Origin of the sequence: Dankookia sp. P2 (assembly GCF_050632255.1) — a bacterium.
In the GTDB taxonomy this organism is placed as follows: Bacteria; Pseudomonadota; Alphaproteobacteria; order Acetobacterales; family Acetobacteraceae; genus Paracraurococcus.
Genome location: NZ_CP192581.1, coordinates 1,758,773 through 1,778,762, shown reverse-complemented (window position 1 = coordinate 1,778,762; position 19,990 = coordinate 1,758,773). Strand labels below are relative to the sequence as shown.

Sequence of the window (19,990 nt, the reverse complement as noted above, 5' to 3'; positions counted from 1 at the left end):
GCCGATACCAACCGGCTGAATTCTCCGCTTCTCCGGCCGCTACGCGGTGGAGTGCAACGACCCGCTCTCGGGCCTGCTCTGGTCGACCATCTCCGATACCTCGACCCTGCACCTGCTGCTGGAGAAGCTGCCGCCGACCCGCGACCTGGCCCGGCTGCCGGAGCCCTTCTTCGACCAGCGGCTGATCCGCGACCCGCTGAACCTGCCGGTGGTCCTGCCCGACGGCGCCGGCAACGAGGCGGTCCGCGCCGCCGCCATTACCGCGTCCTGGTTCGCGGTGCAGGCGGACTACCGCGGCGCCGAATTCCCCGTCTCCACCTCCTTGCCCTCCCGCGGGCATGCGGTGGTGATCGCCGCCGGGCCGGACGCCGTCCCCGGCCTCACCCTGCCGCGCTTCGATGGCCCGACCATCGCGCTGGTGCCACATCCGGGCGACCCCTACGGCCTGATCCTCGTCATCGGCGGCCGCAGCGGCGCCGAGGCGGCCGCGGCCGCCACCGGGCTCGCGGTCGGCCGCGCCGCGCTGTCGGGCGAGGTCGCGCTGGTCCAGCCGCCCGAGGTCACGCCGCGGCAGCCCTATGACGCGCCACGCTGGGTGCATGGCGACCGGCCGGTCCGCCTCGGCGAGCTGGTCGACCCGTCCGAGCTGCAGGCCTTCGGCTATTCGCCGGGCGCCATCTCCATCCCCTTCCGCACCGCGCCCGACCTCTATACCTGGCGCAACCGGCCGCTGCGGGCGGATATCCGCTACCGCGGCCCGCCTGGCCCGATCGTCGACACCGCGGTCTCGCGGCTCGACGTGTCGATGAACGACCTCTACCTCCGCAGCTTCCCGCTGCAAGGCGCCGAGCCGTCCTGGCCCTGGTCCTGGATCAGCCAGCAGATCGGCCAGCCGGACCGCCGCAGCGGCCAGGCCGGGGTGCCGCCCTGGATCGTCTTCGGCCAGAACGAGCTCCAGCTGCGCTTCGACATGAAGCCGCTGGCACGCGGCGACTGCGTCGCGGTGCCGGGCGACATCCGCGCCTCGATCGATCCCGACAGCACGATCGACCTGTCGGACGGCTACCGCTTCACCACCTTGCCGAACCTGGCCTTCTTCGCCGGCGCGGGCTTCCCCTTCACCAAACACGCCGACCTGTCCGGCACCGCCGCGGTGCTGCCGGACCGGCCGCACCCGCAGGAGATGTCGGCCTTCCTCGGCCTGATCGGCCGGCTCTCCGCCATCGTCGGCCTGCCGGCGACGGGCCTGCAGGTGGTGCGGCCGCAGGGCATCCCGCAGGTATCGGGGCTCGACCTGATCGTGGTCGGCGCGCTCGGCCGCCAGCCGGCCCTGCAGCAGCTGCTGAAGGACGGGCCGGTGCAGCTGGAGGGCAACCGCCTCTCCGTCGCGCTGCCGGATGCGATGGCCGATATCCGCCATGTCTTCGGCGGCCCGGACAAGCGCGGCCTGGCGGAACGCGCGGCGGCGCAGCTGTTGGCGCCGGGCGAGGGGCTGGGCACGCTGATCGCCTTCGAATCCCCGCTCACCGCGGGCCGCTCGGTCGTCGCGCTCAGCGGCAGCACCCCGGCCGCGATGGAAGCCATGGTGCAGGCGCTGCGCGACCCCGAGCAGCTGCCCCGGGTGCAGGGCGACGTGGTGCTGCTGTCCGGCGGCAAGGTGCAGGGCTATGCGCTCGGCAACCGCTACACCGTCGGTTGGCTGCCCTTCTGGCTCTGGCCACAATACCTGCTGGGCGACAGCCCGCTCGGCCTGCTGGTGCTGCTCGGCATCGCGCCGCTGCTGATGGGCGGCCCGATCTACTGGCTGCTGCGCCGCCGCGCCGCGCGCCGGCTGCGGGAGCGCACCGCATGACCCGGCGCGGCCACCTGCTTCGCCGGCGCCGCCCTGGCCCCGGTGCTCCTACCCCTGCTCGTCGCCACGGCCAGCGCCCAGGTGCTGGCCGTGGCGACGCCCTCGGGGTCCGAGAAGGCGATCGCCGTGCTGCTGGAGCAGGCCAATTACTGGCGCCTGCAGAACCGGCCGGACCAGGTGGTCCGGGCGCTCGAGCGCGTGCTGGCGGTGGACCCGCGCAATCCGGAGGCGCTGGCCAGCGCCGCCCAGGCGCAGGCGCAGCTCGGCAACCGGGCGGCGGCGGATGCGCTGATCGCCCGGCTGCGCGCGGCCTCCCCGGCCGACCAGCGGCTGCAGGAGACCGACGTCACCGTCCGCGCCGCCACGATCGACCAGAATGCGCTGCTGGAAGCCCGGCGCCTCGCCCAGTCCGGGCGTGGTGCCGAGGCGGTGGCGCAGTACCGCGAGCTGTTCCGCAGCCCGACGCCGCCGGACTCTACGCGCAGGAATTCTACGCCACCCTGGCGGGGACCGAGGGCGGCTATGACGAAGCGCGCTCGGGCCTCGCCCGGCTGGTCGAGCGCTCGCCGAGCGATGCCCGGCTGCAGCTCGCCTATGCCCAGGTGCTGACCTATCGCGACGCGACCCGGGCCGATGGCATCGCCCGGCTGCGCCGCCTCGCCGCCGGCAGCGACGCCGGCGGCGCCGCGACCAATGCCTGGCGGCAGGCGCTGCTCTGGGCCGGGCCCAACCCGGCCATGGCGCCGGAGCTGGAAGCCTTCCTCGCCCGCAACCCGGGCGAGGCCGAGGTCACGCAGCGGCTGCAGGAGATCCGCGCCCCGCAGCCCGGCGGCCCGCCGGACGAGGCTGCCACCGCCCGGCAGCGCGGCTTCGAGCTGCTGAACACGAACCGCGCCCGCGATGCCGGCCGCGACTTCGAGGCGGCGATCGCGGCCAACCCGGAGGATGCCGACGCGATCGGCGGGCTCGGCATCGTGCGGCTGCGGGAAGGCCGCTACGGGGAGGCGCGCAGCCTGCTGGAACGCGCCATCCGGCTCGACCCGGGCAAGCGCGCACAATGGCAGAAGGCGCTGGACGGCGCCGGCTATGCCGCCGACCTCGCCAGCGCGCGCAGCCAGATCCAGGCCGGCGACCTCGACGCCGCCGAGCAGAGCCTGCGCCGGGCGCTGAGCCGCGACGCCGCCGACCGCGCCGATGCCGAAGCGCTGCTGGGTGACATCGCGCTCCGCCGCGGCGACTACGCCGGGGCCGAGGCGCGCTACCGCGCCGCCCTGGCGCGCCGGCCCAACCTCGGCGCCGCGACCAGCGGGCTCTATGAGGTGCTGCAGCAGCAGGGCCGCTTCGCCGAGGCCGAGGCGCTGCAGGGCCGGGTCCGCCAGGCCTCGAACGAGGCTGGCACCAATGCCGGCCGCGCCAGCCAGCTGCGGGCCGAGGCGCTGCGCGCCAACGACCCGGAGGACCAGCTGGTCCGGCTGCGCGAGGCGCTGTCGCTCGACCCCGGCAGTCCCTGGATCCGGCTCGACCTGGCGCGGCTGCTGTCGCGCCAGGGCCAGCAGGCGGAGGCGCGCGAGCTGATGGGCGCGCTGGGTGCCGGCGGCGGTGCGGAGGGGCTGCACGCCGCCGCGCTGTTCGCCGAGGAGGATGGCCGGCCGGACGAGGCCGCTGCCTACCTGAACCGGATCCCGGCGAAGCAACGCAGCGCGGACATGAACCGCCAGTTGGCCCGCAGCCGGGTGGCGTCCGAGGTGGACCGCGCGGTCTCGACCTGGCGGATGGGGGCGCGGGCCGAGGGCAGGGCGGCGCTGGTCGCCATCGCGGCGCGGCCCGACCCCACCGGGGGCGCCGGCGCGCTGGCGGTGCGGGCGCTCGGCACGCTCGGCGACCCGCAGGGCGCGGCGGAGGCCGGGCGGGCCGCGGTCTCGGCCAATGCCAATGCCCCGGCCACGGCGCGGCTGGCCATCGCCGGCGCGCTGCTGGCCGCGGGGGCCGAGCGCGAGGCGATGCAGATCGCCCGCACGGTCGAGAGCCAGCCCGGCCTGTCGGCCGAGGACCGGCGGCAGGCGGCGGCGCTGCAGGCCGGCTTCGCCATCCGCACCGCCGACAAGCTGAACGAGCAGGGCAATCAGGCCGCGGCCTATGAGGCGCTGGCCCCGGTGCTGGGCCGCGACCCGACCAACCCGCAGGCCAATCTGGCGCTGGCCCGGCTGTACCAGGGCGCGCGGCAGCCGGACCAGGCAGCGCAGGTGGCGGAGGCCGTGCTGCGCGGCGACCCGCGCAGCATGGATGCCCGCATGGCCGCGGTGGATGCGGCGGTCGCCCAGCGCGACTGGGGCCGCGCCGAGGCCCTGCTGGTCGAGGCGCGGGCCTTCAACCCGAACGATCCGCGCGTCCCGCTGATGGAGGCGAAGATCGCCCGCGCCGCCGGCAATCCCGGCCGCGCGCTGCGGGCGCTGGAACGGGCGCAGGACCAGCTGCGCGCCCAGGGCAAGGTGGTGCAGGTCTCGGCCACCACGATCGGCGGGCCGGGCAATCCCTTCCGCGGCGCGGTGCCGGGCAGCGCGGCCTCCTCGGTCGTCCCCGGCCCCGATCCGGTGGCGAGCGAGGTGGCGCGCGAGCTCGCCGCGGTGCGGGAGGAAGCCTCGGGCCGCATCCAGGGCGCGCTGGCGATGCGCTTCCGCTCCGGCACCGCGGGCCTCGACCGGCTGTCGGACGTCTCCGCGCCGGTCAGCGCCTCGCTGCCCGTCGGCGCGCTCGGCGGCCGCTTCACCGCGACGATGACGCCGGTGACGATCTCGACCGGCCATCTCGACAACGGCAACCTCAGCACGCTGCGCAGCTTCGGCACCAACATGCTGGTGCCGGAATTGCGCCAGCCGACCGGCCAGGCCAGCGGACCGAGCCAGGCGACGCGCGACCGCTACACGCCGCGCGACGACACCGCGACCGGCGTCGGCCTCGGCCTGGCCTATGCGCGCAATGCCTTCACCGCCGATATCGGCACCACGCCGCTCGGCTTCCGCGAGCAGAACATCATCGGCGGGGTCGAGATATCGCCCTCGCTGACCGATACGCTGAAGCTGCGGGTGACCGGGGAGCGGCGGCCGATGACCGACAGCCTGCTGTCCTGGTCCGGCATGCGGGACGTGAATACCGGCCGTACCTGGGGCGGCGTGATCCGCACCGGCGGTCGGGCGCAGCTCGAGGTCGGGACTCAGCCGGTCTCCTTCTATGTCGGCGGCGGCTATTCCGGCCTCGACGGCACGCAGGTGGCGAAGAACAACCGGGTCGAGGCCGGGGCCGGCGCCTCATGGGTCGTCTACCGCGAGCCGGACGAGGAGCTGATCGCCGGCATGGACCTCGTCTACTTCGCCTATGACAAGAACCAGCGGCTCTTCTCCTACGGCAATGGCGGCTACTTCAGCCCGCAGAGCTACACCGCGGCGCTCTTCCCGGTGGATTGGCGGGCGCGCAGCGGCAACCTCGCCTGGCGGCTCGGCGGCACCATCGGCTACCAAGCCTACCGGGAGAGCGCGGCGAAGTACTTCCCGCTGGACGCCACCATGCAGGCGCAGGCGGACCTCGCCGCGGCATCGGATTCCACCCTGCGCTCGACGCTGCCGGCCTCGAGCAATCTGGGGATCAGCGGCGGCGTGCGGGCCGACGTGGAGTATTCGGTGACGCCCAACCTGCGGATCGGCGGGCTGCTGCGCTACGACCGCACGGCCAATTGGAACGAGGCGCGCGGGCTGGTCTTCGCGCGCTACCGTTTCGACCGGTGAGCCGGTAAGGGATGCATCCCGCGCGGCGCAGCTTTCCAGTAACCCGCCGGACCCCTGCGCGGGGCCGGCAAGTCCATGTCCAGGTCAGGGCGAGCCGCGGCCAGGCATGGCCTGCCGCGGCGCTTACCAGAGGTGTTGAATGACGGCCGTCGATGAACAGCGTTCCTTGTCCTACCTGGCCCGCCGCGGCGTCGCCGCGCAGTGGCGGGGCTTCCTGCGGGCGCTGGTGGAAACGCTGGATGCCAATCTCGATGCCGCATCGCGCGATGCGCTGCTGCGCGCGGTCGGCGCGCGGATGGCCGGGCTGATGCCGCTTCCGCCCTGCGGCAGCCTGCCGGAGCTGGAGGCGCGCATCAACGAATGCCTGGCTGCCTGTGACTGGGGCTGGGTGGAGATCGGGCTCGACCCGCAGGACCGCTCCCTGGTGCTGACCCACAACGCGGCGCCCTCGGTCGCCGCAGGGGCGGAGGCGAGCGGCGCCTGGGTCGCGGCGGTGCTTGAAGGGCTGCATGGCGGCTGGCTCGGCGGCCAGCCGGGCGCCGATGCCGGGCTGGCGCCGCGACGCGTCGCCGCCACGGCGGCGACGATCACGCTGCGCTACGGGCGCGCCTGAGCCGGGGCCGCCGGCATCAGCCAGGCGGCACCGCGATCTCCAGCCAGCCGCGCGCATCCATCCGGGCGGCATCGCCCGGGCGCAGCAGCACGGTGGTGGTGGCGCTCTCGACGATCGCCGGCCCGGCCACCGGCTGGCCCGGCGCCAGGGCCTCGAAGCGATGCACCGGCGCCAGGACCGCCGCGCCGTCCAGCCGGATGCGGCGCTGCGCCACCGGCGCCGCCGCGGCGCCTGCGGCGCCGCCTGCCGCTTCATGGCGCGGCAGGACGCCCACCACGGCGAGCCGGGCATTGACCAGCACCACCTCTTCCTCAGGCAGGTCGTAGGTGAACAGCGCGCGGTGCCGGGCATGGAAGGCGGCGCGGATCTGCCCGCCGAGGCCGGGCCCGGCCCAGTCGACGCCGTCGAGCGGGACGGCGATCTCGAAGACCTGCTCGCCATAGCGCATGTCGGCGCTGCGGCGGGCGGCGGTCTCGCCGCCATGCCAGGCCCGCATCCGGCCGCGGCCCTCGGCCTCCAGCCCGTCGAACAGCGCGCGCAGCGCAGCGTCGCTGGGCATGCCGCCCGGGGTTACCGCGCTGCGGGTCAGCTCGTAGCGCAGGTCGGTGTGCAGCATGCCCCAGGCCGAGAGCCCGGCGGCAAACAGCGGCACCGCGGCGCGGCGGAGGCCGAGCTCGCGCGCCACGGCCGTCGCGTGCAGCCCGGCGGCGCCGCCGAACGACAGCAGGGTGCTGTCGCGCGGATCGATGCCGCGGCGGACGGTGGCCAGCCGCACGCCATCGGCCATGCGGGCATTGACCAGGTCGTGGATGCCGGCCGCGCAGGCCTCCGCGCCGATGCCGAGCCGGGCGGCGAGGCCGGCGACCCGGCCTCGGCCGCCGCCAGGTCCAGCCGGCGGGCGCCGCCGAGGAAGTTGTCGGCATCGAGATAGCCGAGCACCAGGTTGGCGTCGGTCACCGTCGGCTCGGTGCCGCCGAGGCCATAGCAGGCCGGCCCCGGCGCCGCCCCGGCCGAGCGCGGCCCGACCTGCAGCGTGCCTCCGGGGCCGAGATGGGCGATCGAGCCGCCGCCGGCGCCGAGCGTCACGATGTCGAGGCTCTCGAGCGCGATGCGCTCCTCCCACGGTGCGGCCGCGGCCGAGCGCCGCCTCGCCGCCGGTGACGAGCGCGATGTCGGTCGAGGTGCCGCCCATGTCGAAGGTGACGAGGTCCTGGCCGAGCCCCTGCGCCGCCAGCGCCACCGCCGCGGCGACGCCGCCGGCCGGGCCGGAGAGGGCGGTGCCGACGGCGAGCCGCGCGGCCTCCTCGACCGGGGCGATGCCGCCATGGCTGAGAATGACGAAGAGCGGGCCGCGATAGCCTGCCGCCTCCAGCCGTCCGGCCAGCTTGCCGAGATAGCGGGAGACCACCGGGCCGACATAGGCGTTCACCGCGGTGGTGCTGAAGCGCTCGAACTCCTTGATCTGCGGCAGGACATCGGCGGAGCAGGTGACGAAGGCGCCGGGCAGGGCGACGGCGACCGCCGCGGCCGCCGCGTGCTCGTGCTGCGGCGCCGCCCAGGAATGCAGGAAGCCGATCGCGACGCCCTCGACCTGCGCGGCCTTCAGCGCGGCGATGGCGGCGTCGAGCGAGGCGGGGTCGAGCGGCGTCTCGACGCTGCCATCCGGCCGCAGCCGCTCCGCGACGCCGAGCCGGAGGTGGCGCGGCACCAGCGGCTCCGGCGCCGGCAGCCGAAGGTCGTAGCGCTCGGGCTTCAGCCCTTCCCGCATCTCGATGACGTCGCGGTGGCCCGCGGTGGTCAGCAGGCCGATCCGGGCGCCCTTCCGCTCCAGCAGGGCGTTGGTGGCGACCGTCGTGCCATGGACGATGCGGGCGGTGCGGGCCAGCAGGGCGCCGAGGTCGAGGCCGAGCGCGGCGGCGAGGTTGCGCAGGCCCTGGACCACGCCTTCCGACTGGTCGGCCGGCGTGCTCGCCGCCTTGGCCAGGGTCTGGGTTCCGCCGGCCGCGATGCAGACCACATCGGTGAAGGTACCGCCGACATCGATGCCGATGGTAAGGCCATCCTCCCGCGGCCGATCCAGTTCTCCGCGCATATCCGCGCTCCGACCATCGGGCATGGCCATCAGACGTAGCCCTCCGCCGCGTCGCGCGCCCGGGCTTCGGGGCTGCGCGCCTCGGGCGGGCCCCAGCCGCCGCCGCCGCCGGCCTCGACCAGCAGCCGGTCGCCGGGCTGCACGGGGATGCCGACTTCCTTGGTCTTCAGCACGCGCTCGGTGCCATCCGCATGGTGCAGCCGGTAGTGGTGCGGCCTGCCGTCCAGGCCGCCGCGCATCCCGGCGGCGCCGTGCCGCGCGCCGTCGCCGGCGGTATTGGCCGAGGCGGGGCCGTCGCTCTCGATCCGCAGCGACAATTGGCCGCCGAGGCCGCCGCGGTGCTGGCCGTCCCCGGCCGAGCCGGGGAGGAATCCATGCGTCTCGAAGAGCAGGGGAAGCGCGCCTCGGCCATCTCGACGCTGCCGGATCTTGAGGCCGCCGGCGGAATGCCACTCGCCCGCGCCGGACCAGCCGTCGCCGCCGGAGGAGCCGCCGCCCCCGGCCTCGCATGGAACATGTGCCAGACGAAGCGGCGCCCCGGCCGCCTGGCATCCTGGCCGGTGATCGCCACCCGGAAGCGGCGGCCCCAGCCGCCCATGGCGCGGTCGGGGCAGCAGTGCTGCAGCGCGCGGACGATGGCTTCCACGATCTCGTTCGAGCAATGGCTGGTGCACATGGTCACCGGCGCGCCCTCCCGCGCCCAGACCACGGTGCCTTCCCGGGCGATGACCTCCAGCGGGCGGAAGGCGCCGTCGTTCTTGGCGAGGTCGGGGTCGAGCAGGAACGCAAACGCCATCGCGACGGCGCTGCGCATGTTGGGGTAGCTGGGATTGACGAAGCCGGTGGTCTGCGGGTCACTCTCCGACAGGTCCACCGTGAGGCCCTCGCCGCGCTTGGTGACGCGGGCGCGGATGGCGATGTCGCGGCGGCCGAAGCCGTCATCGTCGAGGAAGGCCTCGCCCAGCCAGGATCCATCCGGCCAGGCCGCCAGGATCCGCCGCGCATGCGCCTCCGACAGGTCGAGGATGGCCGAGACCGCCGCGTCCAGCGCATCGGCGCCGTATTTCGCCAGCAACGGGCGCAGCCGCTGCTCGCCGAGGCGCGCCGCGCCCACCATCGCCATCAGGTCGCCACGGAAGTCGCGCGGGATGCGGGTGTTCGTCGCCAGCATCCGCAGCAGGTCCTCGCGCAGCCCGCCCGCCTCGCCGAGCCGGATCGGGGGATGCGCAGCCCCTCCTGCCAGATTTCCGTCGCACCGGGGTTGTAACCGCCATGGGTGGCGCCGCCGATATCCGATTGATGGGCGCGCACGACGGACCAGAAGCGCAACGCCCCTTCCGCATGGACGGGAATGATGATGGTGAGGTCGGGAAGGTGGCTGCCGCCGTGATAGGGGTCGTTCAGCAGGAAGGTGTCGCCGTCATGGATGTCGCCGGCGAAGGCCTCGGCCACGGCCCTCGCGGCCCAGGGCATGGCGCCGACATGGACCGGGATGTGGTCGGCCTGCGCCACCAGCCGGCATTGCGAATCACACAGGGCGATGGAGAAGTCGCGGGAGGAGTTCAGGATCTGGCTGTAGGAGGTCCGCAGCATCGCCTCCCCCATCTCCTCCACGATGGCGCGGAGCCGGTTGTCGAGGACGGCGAGGGTGACCGGGTCCGGCGCGGCATGCCGGGCGGTTGCTTCGGTGGGATCGACCATGCGCGAAGGCTCGGCCGTGCCCGCCGTTGCCGTCAAGCCAGGGCGGCGGAATATCGCAGCGCCCTTTCAGGAAATCGTGATAAGGCCGGGCCTTCGCGCCCGTCCCGGGACGCCGTCCGACCGGCGTGGAGAGCATGAGCACAACTACCTTGCGCCGTCCCGAGGCCGGGGGCTGCCCCGGCCCGGCCCGGCCGCCTCGCCCGCGACCCGCACGCGCGCCTGGATCGAAGCTGCCTTCGTCCCGCTGATCCTACTCGGCACCTCGCTGCTGCTGCGCGGAATCGGCTTCACCGTGACGGTGATCGACACGGATGAGGGGCTGTACCTGGTCCAGGCGCGGGAATGGCTGCGCGGCGGCTGGCCGCTGGTCGCGGTCTGGGACATGCACCCGATCGGCGCTCCGGCGGTCTATGCCGCGGCGATCTGGCTGTTCGGCGACAGCATCGGCACCATCCGCATGCTGGGCGTCACCACCGTCGCCGCGGCGGGCTGGGCGCTCCATGGCCTGGTGCGGGCGGCGGGCGGGCTGCGGCCGGTCGCGCTCAGCGCCGCCATCCTCTACATCGCCCATACCGTCCTGCTCTTCGGCCTCGCCAGCAACACCGAGGTGCTCTTTGCCCCGCTGGTGGTCTCGACCATGGCGCTCGGGACCCGCGCGGCGGTGCGGGCGCTGGAGGACGGGCAGGGGCCGCGCTGGGGCGAGCTGGTCCCGATGGGGCTGCTGATCGGCTGCGCCTTCTCGATCAAGCCGGTGGTGACGCCGGAGGGGTGCCTGGCCTTTGCCCTGCTGACCGTCCCGGCGCTGTGGCGGCGGGTGCTGCCGTGGCGGCGGGCCATGGCCATGGCCGCGGCCTATGCCGGGCTGGCGCTGCTGCCCTCGGCGCTGTTCGCCCTGGCCTACCTGGCGCAGGACGACCTGCGCGAGTTCCTGGATGGCTCCTTCCTCGCCCCGCTGCGCTACGCGGAGGCGCGGCTCAGCCTGCGGGAGGCGCTGCAGCGGGTGCAGGTGGCGGTCCTGGTGCTGCTCTGGCCGATGCTGCTGGCCGGCATCGGCCTGGCCCGCTGGGGCTGGCGGCGGGGCCGGGAAGGCCGGCTGGCCCGGCTGGCGCTGGTCTGGTTCGCCTGCGGCAGCCTGGCGATCATCGGGCCGGGCTTCTACTACCCGCACTACTTCCTGATCTGGATGCCGCCGCTCTCCATCCTGGCGGCGCTGGGCGCCTGGCGGCTGGCCCGGCTGGCCCGGCCACGGCGCGCCGCGGCGATCTTCGTCGCGCTGGTCGCGGTCGTGGCGGTGGAGGCCTGGCGGCAGGAGGCGACGGTGCGGGTCGGCCGCGGCTTCGGCATCTGGCTGCCCGACCCGGTGGCCGAGGTGGCCAAGGCGATCCGCGCGCGGATCGCGCCGGGCGATGCCATCTTCATCGCCAACTACCACCCCGTGGTCTATGCGCTGACCGATGCGGCGCTGCCGACCCGCTTCGTCTTCCCGGCGCACCTGACCGGCGGCTTCACCCAGGTGGCGGACATCGACACCGATGCCGAGGTGCGGCGCATCCTGGCGACGAAGCCGCGCATCGTGGTGGTGGACCGCGGCTGGTGGGCGCAGCTCCGCCCGAGCGCCGCGGCGATCCTGACCGAGGTGCTGAACCGCGACTACGTGCTGGACGCGACGGTGGCGGAGGAGCGCGGGCCGGTCGAGCTGTGGCGGCCGAAGTGAGTCGAAGCCGCCCCGGGCTTGCATCGCCAGCGGCCTGACGCATCATCCCGGCAGAAGAATGCGGGGGAACATCCAATGAGCGACGCGACCGGCCTCACCATCATGGCCGAGGGGCTGCGCTTCCCGGAGGGGCCGATCGCCCTGCCGGATGGCAGCGTCATCCTGGTGGAGATCGCGGCGGGCAAGCTGACCAAGGTCGCGCCCGACGGCAGCAAGACCACGGTCGCCACGCCGGGCGGCGGGCCGAACGGCATCGCCATGGGTCCGGGCGGCCAGATCTACTGCTGCAACAACGGCGGCTTCGTCTGGCACGAGGGCCCCGAAGGGCTGCGTCCGCACGGCGTGCCGGCCGACTACAAGGGCGGCCGGATCGAGGTGATCGACCCCGCCAGCGGCAGCGTGAAGGTCCTCTACGACCGCTGCGGCGAGAACACGCTGAAGGGCCCGAACGACATCGTCTTCGCGCACAAGGGCTCGCCCGGGGAGGGCGGCTTCTGGTTCAGCGACCTCGGCAAGGTGCGGGCGCGGGACCGCGACCATGGCGGGGTCTACTGGGCGGCGAGCGACGGTTCGAAGATCGTGGAAGCCGCCTTCCCGATCTTCGGCGGGGCCAACGGCATCGCGCTCTCGCCGGATGGCCGCACGCTCTATGCCGCGGAGACCGAGACCGGCCGGCTCTGGGCCTGGGACGTGGAAGGGCCGGGCGTGGTGCGGAAGGACCCCTGGCCGTCCTCCAACGGCGGGCGGGTGATCTGCCAGTTCCCCGGCTACCGCCGGCTCGACAGCATCGCGGCGACGGCGGCGGGGAACATCTGCGTCGCCACGCTGGTCTCGGGCGAGATCACCACCGTGGCGCCGGGCGGCGAGATCCTCGGCGTCGTGAAGATGCCGGAGCGGATGCCGACCAACATCTGCTTCGGCGGGCCGGGGATGCGGACCGCCTACGTCACCCTGTCGCTGACGGGGAAGCTGGCGGCGATGCCCTGGGGCGAGGCGGGGCTGGAACTGCCCTTCGGCTGAGCACGCCGCCGCCCCGCAGCGGCCGCGGCGAGTTGACACCAAGCGTCGCGCCGGTAGACCGGCGCGACGCTTGGGAGTGACATCGATGGCCCTTTGGGTACGCTTCGCGCGCGAGGCCGGCGAAGGCTTCGGGACGCTGGAGAACGAGGCTGTCGCCGTGCATGCCGGCGACCTCTTCGCCGGCGCCGCCCCGACCGGGGAGAGCGTTCCGCTGGCCGATCTCCGCCTGCTGGCGCCGGTCCGCCCCGGCGCCTTCATCGGCCTCTGGAACAACTTCCACGAGGCGGCGGCGAAGCAGGGCAACGCCATCCCCGAGGTCCCGCTCTACTTCCTGAAGAACAGCCGCAGCGTCATCGGACCGGGCGAGGCGATCCGTCCGCCCGCCTCCTATGCCGGCAAGGTGCTGTACGAGGGCAAGCTGGGCCTGGTCATCGGCCGCAGCGTCTCGGAGGCCGACGAGGCCGAGGCGGAGGCCGCCATCTTCGGCCTGACCTGCGTCAACGACGTCACCGCGCTCGACCTGCTCTTCGCCGACGCCTCCTTCCCGCAATGGGCGCGGGCCAAGGGCTGCGACACCTTCGGCCCGATCGGCCCGGCGGTCGCAACCGGGCTCGACTGGTCCGCGCTGCGGGTGAAGGTCGCGCTGAACGGCAGGGTCCGGCAGGACTACCCGCTCAACGACATGATCCTATCCCCGGCGCGCATCGTCTCGCTGATCTCGCGCGAGATGACGCTGCGGCCCGGCGACGTCATCGCCTGCGGCACCTCGGTCGGCGCGCTGCCGATGCGGCCGGGCATGCAGGTGGACGTCACCATCGAGGGCATCGGGACGCTGTCCAACCCCTACGCGCCGTGACCCCGTAACGCCGTTCCCGCTGGCGTTTCACGCGGCAACGTCATCGCCGGCGGCGACGCCGGCCGTTTATCCCTTGGCGCGCGATCGGCGGCGAGGGGTGACCTGCATGAGCGAGACGACCGGCCCCGCCACCGCACCGTCCCGCCTCGGCTGGCTCTGGCCGCTGCTGCGCGTGGCCCTGGTGATCGGCGCCGGCCTCGCCGCCTGGGGCATCGCGCAGAACTGGAACCGCTGGACCGGCGCGGCGCGCTACGCCACCACCGACGACGCCACCATGGCCGGCGACCTGACCCCGCTGGCCGCCAAGGTCTCCGGCTATGTCGCCCGCGTCCTCGTCACGGACTACCAGCCGGTCCGCCGCGGCGACCTGCTGGTGGAGATCGAGCCTTCCGACTACCAGGCGCAGCTCGCCCAGTCAGAGGCCAATATCGCCGCGGCGGCGGCGACGCTCGCCAACCTGGCCAACCAGCGCGACGTCCAGCGCGCGCTGCTGCGGCAGGCCGAGGCGACCATCCAGGCGACCGGCGCCGACCTGCTCCGCTACCACCTGGAAGCCCAGCGCCAGCGCGACCTGATCCGCGACCGCCTCGCCGGCACGCCGCAGCTGGTCGAGCAGGCCGACGCGAACGAGAAGCGCACCGCGGCGCAGCTCGCGCTGAACACCGCGCAGCTCGACCAGCAGAAGGCGCTGCTCGCCGGGCTCGACGTGCAGCAGCGGCAGCTCGAGGCGCAGCTGCGCGCGGCCGAGGCGCAGCGCGACCTGGCGCGCAACGCGCTCGGCTACACGCGCATCACCGCGCCGGCCGACGGCATGGCCGGGCAGCGCCAGGTGCGGCCGGGCCAGTTCGTCAATATCGGCACCCAGGTGGTCACCGTGGTCTCGCTGCCGGACATCTGGGTCATCGCCAACTTCAAGGAGACCCAGATGACCCGGGTCCGGCTCGGCCAGCCCGCCCGGATCACGGTGGACGCCTTCCCCGACCTGGTGCTGCGCGGCCGGGTCGAGAGCTGGTCGCCGGGAACCGGCAGCACCTTCGCCCTGCTGCCCCCGGACAATGCGACGGGCAATTTCACCAAGGTGGTGCAGCGCGTCCCGGTCAAGCTGGTGCTGGAGCCGAATGCGGCGCTCGGCACCCTGGTGCGGCCCGGCATGTCGGTGGTGGCGACGATCGACACGGGCGCCGAGGGCGCCGTCGCGGCGGCGCGATGAGCCAGCACCTCGCGCCGGTCACCGCCGCCGGCCGGGCGCTGCAGCAGGTCGCGCATCTCGCGCCGCCGCGGCTCGAGGCGACGCACTGGCGGCCCTATGTCGGGCTGGTCGGCGTGCTGCTGGGGTCGATCATGGGCACGCTCGGCGCCCGGGTCACCAGCTTCGGCCTGGCCGACCTGCGCGGCGCGCTGCATGCCGGCTTCGACGAGGGCGCCTGGATCACCACCAGCTTCGGCATCGGCCAGATGGTGGTGGGCGTCGCCTCGCCCTATCTCGGCGCGGTCTTCGGCGCGCGGCGGGTGCTGCTGCTCGGGATCATCCTGTTCTTCACGACCTCGCTGATTGCGCCGCTGGCCGACGCCCTGCCGGCCTTCCTCGCGCTGCAGTCCTCGCCGGCATCGGCTCCGGCACCTTCATCCCGCTGACCATCCTGTTCGTCGTGCGCAGCCTGCCGGTGCGCATGGTGATCTTCGGCCTGGCGATCTACGCGATGAATTCCGAGCTGTCGCAGAACGTCGCGGCGTCGCTCGAGGGCTGGTACGCCGACAGCCTGTCCTGGCGCTGGATTTATTGGCAGTACTGCGTGGCGCTGCCGGTGATGTTCGCCGCCATCTGGCACGGCGTGCCGCGGGAGCCCGTGAACACCGGCCTGCTGCGGCAGCTCGACTGGTGGGGGCTGGCCTATGCGATGGGCGGCTTCGCCATGCTCTACGCGGCGCTGGACCAGGGCAACCGGCTGGACTGGCGCGGCAGCGGCGTGGTGGTCGGGCTGGCCGCGGGCGGCGGCATCCTGACGCTGGCCTTCCTGGTGCGGGAGCTGACGACGCCGCACCCCTTCCTGAACCTGCGGATGCTGCTGCGCGGCAACCTGCTGGTCCTGATGCTGCTGCTGGCCGGCTTCCGCTTCATGATCCTGTCCACCGCCTACATCATCCCGGCCTACCTGCAGATGGTGCAAGAATTTCCGCGAGCTGCAGGTGGGCCAGGTCCTGCTCTGGATCGCCCTGCCGCAGCTCGCCATCGCCCTGCCGCTGGCGTTGCTCCTGCGCCGGGTCGACGGCCGCTGGGTGCTGGCGCTCGGCTCGGCGCTGATCGGCGTCGCCTGCCTGATGGCGAGCCGGCTCACCAGCCAATGGGCGACGGCCGATTTCCTGCCCTCACAGGTGCTGCAGGCGCTCGGCCAGTCCTTCGCCCTGACCGCGCTGGTGGTGCTGCTGGTGCGCAGCATCGTCCCGGCCGAGGCGCTGACCATCGGCTGCCTGCTGCAGATCAGCCGGCTCTTCGGCGGCGAGATCGGCACCGCCTTCATGCAGAGCTTCGTCCGCATCCGTGAGCAGGTGCACGCCAACCTGATCGGCCTGCACCTGGCCGAGGGCACCGGCGCCGTCGCCGACCGGCTCGCCGCCTATGCCGGCCGCTTCGGCGCGCACGGGGCGGATGCCGGCATCGCCGCGGCGCAGGCCGAGCGGCTGCTGGCGGCGACCGTGACCACCCAGGCCAGCGTGCTGGCCTATGCCGACGGCTTCGCGGTGGCGGCGCTCGGCGCCTTCCTCTGCCTCGGCCTGGTCGCGGCGATGCGGAAGGGGCGGCGTCGCCCTTCTGACACGGCGCGCGGTGGGCCGTGGAAGCCCGGATCCGTGCCGGCGGCGGCGTCAGGCCTCGCGCGCGGTCCTGGCCACCACGTAGCGCCCGAAGCTCGCGGCATCCGGCTCGATGCCGAGCCCCGGCGCCTCCGGCACCGCTACCATCCCGTCGGCCACCCGCAGCACCGGGCCGGCCAGCAGGCTGCGCAGCGGGTTGGGATTGGCGTCGATCTCCAGCAGGCCCGGCCCGCGCACCGCGGCCAGCAAGTGCAGCGAGGCCAGCTGGCCGATGCCGCCGCCGAGGAAATGCGGGCAATAGGCCCGGCCCGAGCCGACCACGGCGCGCGCCACCGGCAGGGTCGCCGAGGCGCCGCCCCATTTGCAGCAATCCGGCTGCACGAAGCCGAGGTGGTTGCCGGCCAGGGCCTGGTGGAATTCGAGCGCACCGCGCAGGTTCTCACCAGCCGCGAGCGGCGCGGCGCTGGCGCCGGCCACCTGCGCCCATTCCCAGGCCGGGCGGTCGGCGGCCAGCGGCTCCTCGATCCAGGTCAGCGGGAACTCGCCGAGCACGCCGACCATCCGCGCCGCACTGCGCAGGTCCCAGCCCTGGTTGATGTCGACCATGACCCGCTCCCCGGCCTGCCGCGCGGCGAAGACCGGGCGCAGGGTGGCGATGTCGCGCTGCTCGCCGAAGCCGATCTTGATCTTGAAGGCGCGGTGGCCGGCGGCGCGGGCCGCCTCGACCTGGGCCAGCGCCTGGGTGTCCGGGTTGAGGCCACTGGCATAGGCCGGCACCGGCCCGCCATGGCCGCCTGGCCCGCCGAACCAGCGCCAGAGCGGCAGCCCGGCGCGCCGCGCCGCCAGGTCGTGCAGCGCCAGGTCGGCGCCGGCGAGCGCCGCCGAGAAGGCGCCCGGCTCGCCCGCCTGCAGGCCCCAGAGATGCAAGGCCCGGTCGGTCTCCGCCCACCAGGCGGCCGGGTTGTCGATGTGCTGGCCGAGCAGGCGCGGCGCGATGAAGGTGTCGAACAGCCGCGCGCGGTGCTCCGCGCCGATGGTCGGGAAGTTGCACCAGATCTCGCCCCAGCCGGAGACGCCGTCCGCGTCGGTGAGGCGAAGGAAGACCGCGACGCGTTCCGTCATGGCGCCGAAGGCGTTGACGACGGGCGTGTCGATCGGCGCGCGGCAGATGAAGCTCTCGGCGCGGATGATGTGCATGGCCCTGCTTTCCCCGGATGGCGTTGCCGCATCAGTGCGGCGTCGCCATCCGGGGCGCAAGCCGGGAGGTCAGCGGTCGCCGCGCTTCAGCCCCTGCTCGACCACCTGGGCATAGAGCGCGGCGCCGTAGGGAATGGCGGCGTCGTTGAACTGGTAGCGCGGGTTGTGCACCGAGGCGCTGTCGCCGTTGCCGACATGGATATAGGCGCCGGGGACCTTCTCCATCATGAAGGAGAAATCCTCGGACCCCATGCCCGGCGGCTTGTCGCGCGCGACCTTGGCCTCGCCGACCAGGGCGGCGGCGGCGGCCGCATAGGCCTCCGTCTGCTCCGGGTCGTTCACCGTCGGCGCGAAGATCAGCCGCCAGTCGAGCCTGGCCGTCGCGCCGAAGCCGGCCGCCACGCCCTCGGCCATCCGCGCCAGCCCGGCCTCGATCTGCCCGGCGACCTCGCGCGAGAAGAAGCGGGCGGTGCCGGCGATGGTCGCGGTCTCCGGGATGACGTTGTAGGCCTCGCCACCCTGCACCTTGGTGACGCTGACCACCGCGGGGTCGCGCGGGTTGACGGTGCGGGAGACGATGGATTGCAGCGCGGTGGCGATGTGGCAGGCGGTCAGCACCGGGTCGATGCTGGCCTCGGGCCGCGCGCCGTGGCTGCCCTTGCCGGTCACGGTGATGTCGAAGAAGGCGCCGCCGGCCGCGGTCGGGCCGGGGCGGATGCCATATTCGCCGATGGGCATGCCGGGGCGGTTGTGCATGCCGTAGATGGCATCGCAGGGGAAGCGCTCGAACAACCCGTCCTCCAGCATCGCCAGGGCGCCGCCGCAGCCTTCCTCGCCGGGCTGGAAGATGAAGTGGACGATGCCGTCGAAGTTCTTCGTTTCCGCCAGGTGGCGGGCGGCGCCGAGCAGCATGGTGGTGTGGCCGTCATGGCCGCAGGCATGCATCCGCCCCGGCGCGGTGCTGCGGTATGGGACGTCGTTCAGCTCCTCGAGCGGCAGGGCGTCCATGTCGGCCCTGAGGCCGATCGCGCGGTTGCCGCGGCCGGCGCGCAGCACGCCCACCACGCCGGTGCCGCCGACGCCGCGATGCACCTCGATCCCCCAGCTCTCCAGCTTCTCCGCCACCAGCGCGGCGGTGCGGTGCTCGGTCATGCCGAGCTCGGGATGGGCGTGCAGGTCCTGCCGGATGGCGGTCAGCTCGGGGTGGTAACGGCGGATGGCGTCCAGCAGGGACATCGGGCTTCCTCGGCGGGGTGGGGCAGGGGGGCATCCTGCCCCCCGATCGGCGCCGACGCCATCCCGGGCCGGGCGACTCGGCTCGGCTGTTCCCTCCCGGCCGGGCCGCGGGCTAGAAGGCCCGGCGCGGCGGCCGGCCCCAGGGGGCCGTGCCGTAGCCAGCAGGGGACCCCCGGATGCCGCTGACCGATGCCCAAGCCCAGGAGATCGAGGCCGCCCGCGCCGCGGAGGGCCGCACCCGCCGCCCCGTCGCGCCGGGGCTCGAGGCGCTGCTGTTCCAGGCCCTGCCGGTGCTGGACCACGGCTTCGTCCGGGTGATCGACTACATGGGCGACGACGCCGCGGTGGTGCAGGCCGCCCGCGTCTCCTACGGCCGTGGCACCCGCGCCGTCACCGAGGACCGCGGGCTGATCCGCTACCTCATGCGGCACTGGCACTCCACGCCCTTCGAGATGTGCGAGATCAAGTACCACGTGAAGCTGCCGATCTTCGTGGCGCGGCAGTGGATCCGCCACCGCACCGCCAACGTGAACGAATACTCGGCGCGCTACTCCATCCTCGACCGCGAATTCTACATCCCCGACCCCGCCCAGCTCGCGGCGCAGTCCAGCAGCAACCGCCAGGGCCGCGGCGAGGTGCTGCAGGGCGAGGAGGCGGCGCGGGTGCTCGACCTGCTGCGGCAGGATGCGACGCAGACCTACGACCACTATGCCTGGATGCTGAACGAGGACGAGGCCGGCAACCCGGTGGACCCCGGCCGGGACGGGCTGGCGCGCGAGCTGGCGCGGATGAACCTGACGCTCAACACCTATACGCAATGGTACTGGAAGACCGACCTCCACAACCTCTTCCACTTCCTCCGGCTGCGCGCCGACGCCCATGCGCAGTACGAGATCCGCGTCTATGCCGAGGCGATGCTGCAGACGGTCGAGGCCTGGGTGCCGGCCTGCACCGAGGCCTTCCGCGACTACCGCATGGGCGCGGTGACGCTCTCCTCCGGCATGCTGGGCATCGTGCGGCGGATGCTGGCGGGCGAGCCCGTGCAGCAGGCCGGCAGCGGGCTCTCGAAGCGCGAGTGGCGCGAGCTGATGGAGACGCTCGGCCGGCCGGAGGGCTGAG

Annotated in this window: 14 protein-coding genes and 3 pseudogenes; 11 read left to right on the top strand and 6 right to left on the bottom strand. The window is 73.7% G+C overall.

The features are described 5' to 3' along the window. The first annotated feature begins 46 nt into the window (after window positions 1-46). The 4 genes from ACQ86J_RS10575 to bcsD all read left to right on the top strand — a co-directional run bounded on the left by ACQ86J_RS10575 (window position 47) and on the right by bcsD (window position 6,244). Window positions 47-1,852, top strand: a complete 1,806-nt coding sequence (locus ACQ86J_RS10575) for a cellulose biosynthesis cyclic di-GMP-binding regulatory protein BcsB (RefSeq protein WP_431271077.1) — start codon at window positions 47-49, stop codon at window positions 1,850-1,852. Window positions 1,853-1,894: 42 nt separating this feature from the next. Beyond that, window positions 1,895-2,461, top strand: coding sequence for a tetratricopeptide repeat protein (locus tag ACQ86J_RS10570; RefSeq protein ID WP_431271076.1), 567 nt, complete (start codon window positions 1,895-1,897; stop codon window positions 2,459-2,461). Then, complete coding sequence (locus ACQ86J_RS10565) at window positions 2,455-5,631, top strand: cellulose synthase subunit BcsC-related outer membrane protein (protein ID WP_431271075.1); 3,177 nt, start codon at window positions 2,455-2,457, stop codon at window positions 5,629-5,631. Before ACQ86J_RS10570 ends, ACQ86J_RS10565 begins: the two co-directional genes overlap by 7 nt. A 139-nt stretch (window positions 5,632-5,770) precedes the next feature. Then, window positions 5,771-6,244, top strand: coding sequence for a cellulose biosynthesis protein BcsD (bcsD, locus tag ACQ86J_RS10560; RefSeq protein ID WP_431271074.1), 474 nt, complete (start codon window positions 5,771-5,773; stop codon window positions 6,242-6,244). 16 nt (window positions 6,245-6,260) lie between these two features. Here the strand turns inward: bcsD and ACQ86J_RS10555 are convergent, their stop codons facing one another. The 4 genes and pseudogenes from ACQ86J_RS10555 to ACQ86J_RS10540 all read right to left on the bottom strand — a co-directional run bounded on the left by ACQ86J_RS10555 (window position 6,261) and on the right by ACQ86J_RS10540 (window position 9,941). Continuing rightward, window positions 6,261-7,046, bottom strand: coding sequence for a hydantoinase/oxoprolinase family protein (locus ACQ86J_RS10555; RefSeq protein ID WP_431272364.1), 786 nt, complete (start codon window positions 7,044-7,046; stop codon window positions 6,261-6,263). Window positions 7,047-7,171: 125 nt separating this feature from the next. Further along, window positions 7,172-7,330, bottom strand: a pseudogene (locus ACQ86J_RS10550) (hydantoinase/oxoprolinase family protein); the annotation flags it as partial. A gap of 112 nt (window positions 7,331-7,442) precedes the next feature. After that, window positions 7,443-8,336: pseudogene (locus tag ACQ86J_RS10545) on the bottom strand (hydantoinase/oxoprolinase N-terminal domain-containing protein); the annotation flags it as partial. Between the two features lie 29 nt (window positions 8,337-8,365). Further along, window positions 8,366-9,941 (bottom strand): annotated as a pseudogene (locus ACQ86J_RS10540) (hydantoinase B/oxoprolinase family protein). A gap of 172 nt (window positions 9,942-10,113) precedes the next feature. On the opposite strand from ACQ86J_RS10540, the gene ACQ86J_RS10535 reads away from it, so the two are divergent. The 6 genes from ACQ86J_RS10535 (at window position 10,114) to ACQ86J_RS10510 (ending at window position 16,170) form a co-directional block, all read left to right on the top strand. Further along, entirely contained in the window at window positions 10,114-11,751 is a 1,638-nt protein-coding gene (locus tag ACQ86J_RS10535) for an ArnT family glycosyltransferase (protein WP_431271073.1), read from the top strand. A 75-nt stretch (window positions 11,752-11,826) separates the two neighbouring features. Continuing rightward, the gene (locus tag ACQ86J_RS10530; protein WP_431271072.1) at window positions 11,827-12,771 is read left to right on the top strand and encodes an SMP-30/gluconolactonase/LRE family protein; all 945 of its coding nucleotides are present in this window, start codon (window positions 11,827-11,829) and stop codon (window positions 12,769-12,771) included. Window positions 12,772-12,856: 85 nt separating this feature from the next. Then, window positions 12,857-13,627: a fumarylacetoacetate hydrolase family protein gene (locus ACQ86J_RS10525; RefSeq protein ID WP_431271071.1), complete on the top strand. Its 771-nt coding sequence runs from the start codon at window positions 12,857-12,859 to the stop codon at window positions 13,625-13,627. A 106-nt stretch (window positions 13,628-13,733) separates the two neighbouring features. Continuing rightward, complete coding sequence (locus ACQ86J_RS10520) at window positions 13,734-14,837, top strand: HlyD family secretion protein (RefSeq protein WP_431271070.1); 1,104 nt, start codon at window positions 13,734-13,736, stop codon at window positions 14,835-14,837. Continuing rightward, on the top strand, window positions 14,834-15,262 hold the full coding sequence (locus ACQ86J_RS10515) for a hypothetical protein (RefSeq protein ID WP_431271069.1): 429 nt from the start codon (window positions 14,834-14,836) through the stop codon (window positions 15,260-15,262). Before ACQ86J_RS10520 ends, ACQ86J_RS10515 begins: the two co-directional genes overlap by 4 nt. A 14-nt stretch (window positions 15,263-15,276) precedes the next feature. Further along, window positions 15,277-16,170, top strand: a complete 894-nt coding sequence (locus ACQ86J_RS10510) for a hypothetical protein (protein ID WP_431271068.1) — start codon at window positions 15,277-15,279, stop codon at window positions 16,168-16,170. Between the two features lie 319 nt (window positions 16,171-16,489). Here ACQ86J_RS10510 and ACQ86J_RS10505 read toward each other — a convergent pair whose 3' ends face one another. Both ACQ86J_RS10505 and ACQ86J_RS10500 read right to left on the bottom strand, forming a co-directional pair. Next, entirely contained in the window at window positions 16,490-17,635 is a 1,146-nt protein-coding gene (locus ACQ86J_RS10505) for a mandelate racemase/muconate lactonizing enzyme family protein (protein WP_431271067.1), read from the bottom strand. A 69-nt stretch (window positions 17,636-17,704) separates the two neighbouring features. Then, a complete protein-coding gene (locus tag ACQ86J_RS10500; RefSeq protein ID WP_431271066.1) occupies window positions 17,705-18,871 on the bottom strand; it encodes a M20 aminoacylase family protein in 1,167 nt (388 codons plus the stop codon). 176 nt (window positions 18,872-19,047) lie between these two features. Between ACQ86J_RS10500 and thyX the strand changes: the two genes are divergently transcribed. Next, a complete protein-coding gene (gene thyX, locus ACQ86J_RS10495) occupies window positions 19,048-19,989 on the top strand; it encodes an FAD-dependent thymidylate synthase (protein ID WP_431271065.1) in 942 nt (313 codons plus the stop codon). Window position 19,990: the final 1 nt, after the last annotated feature.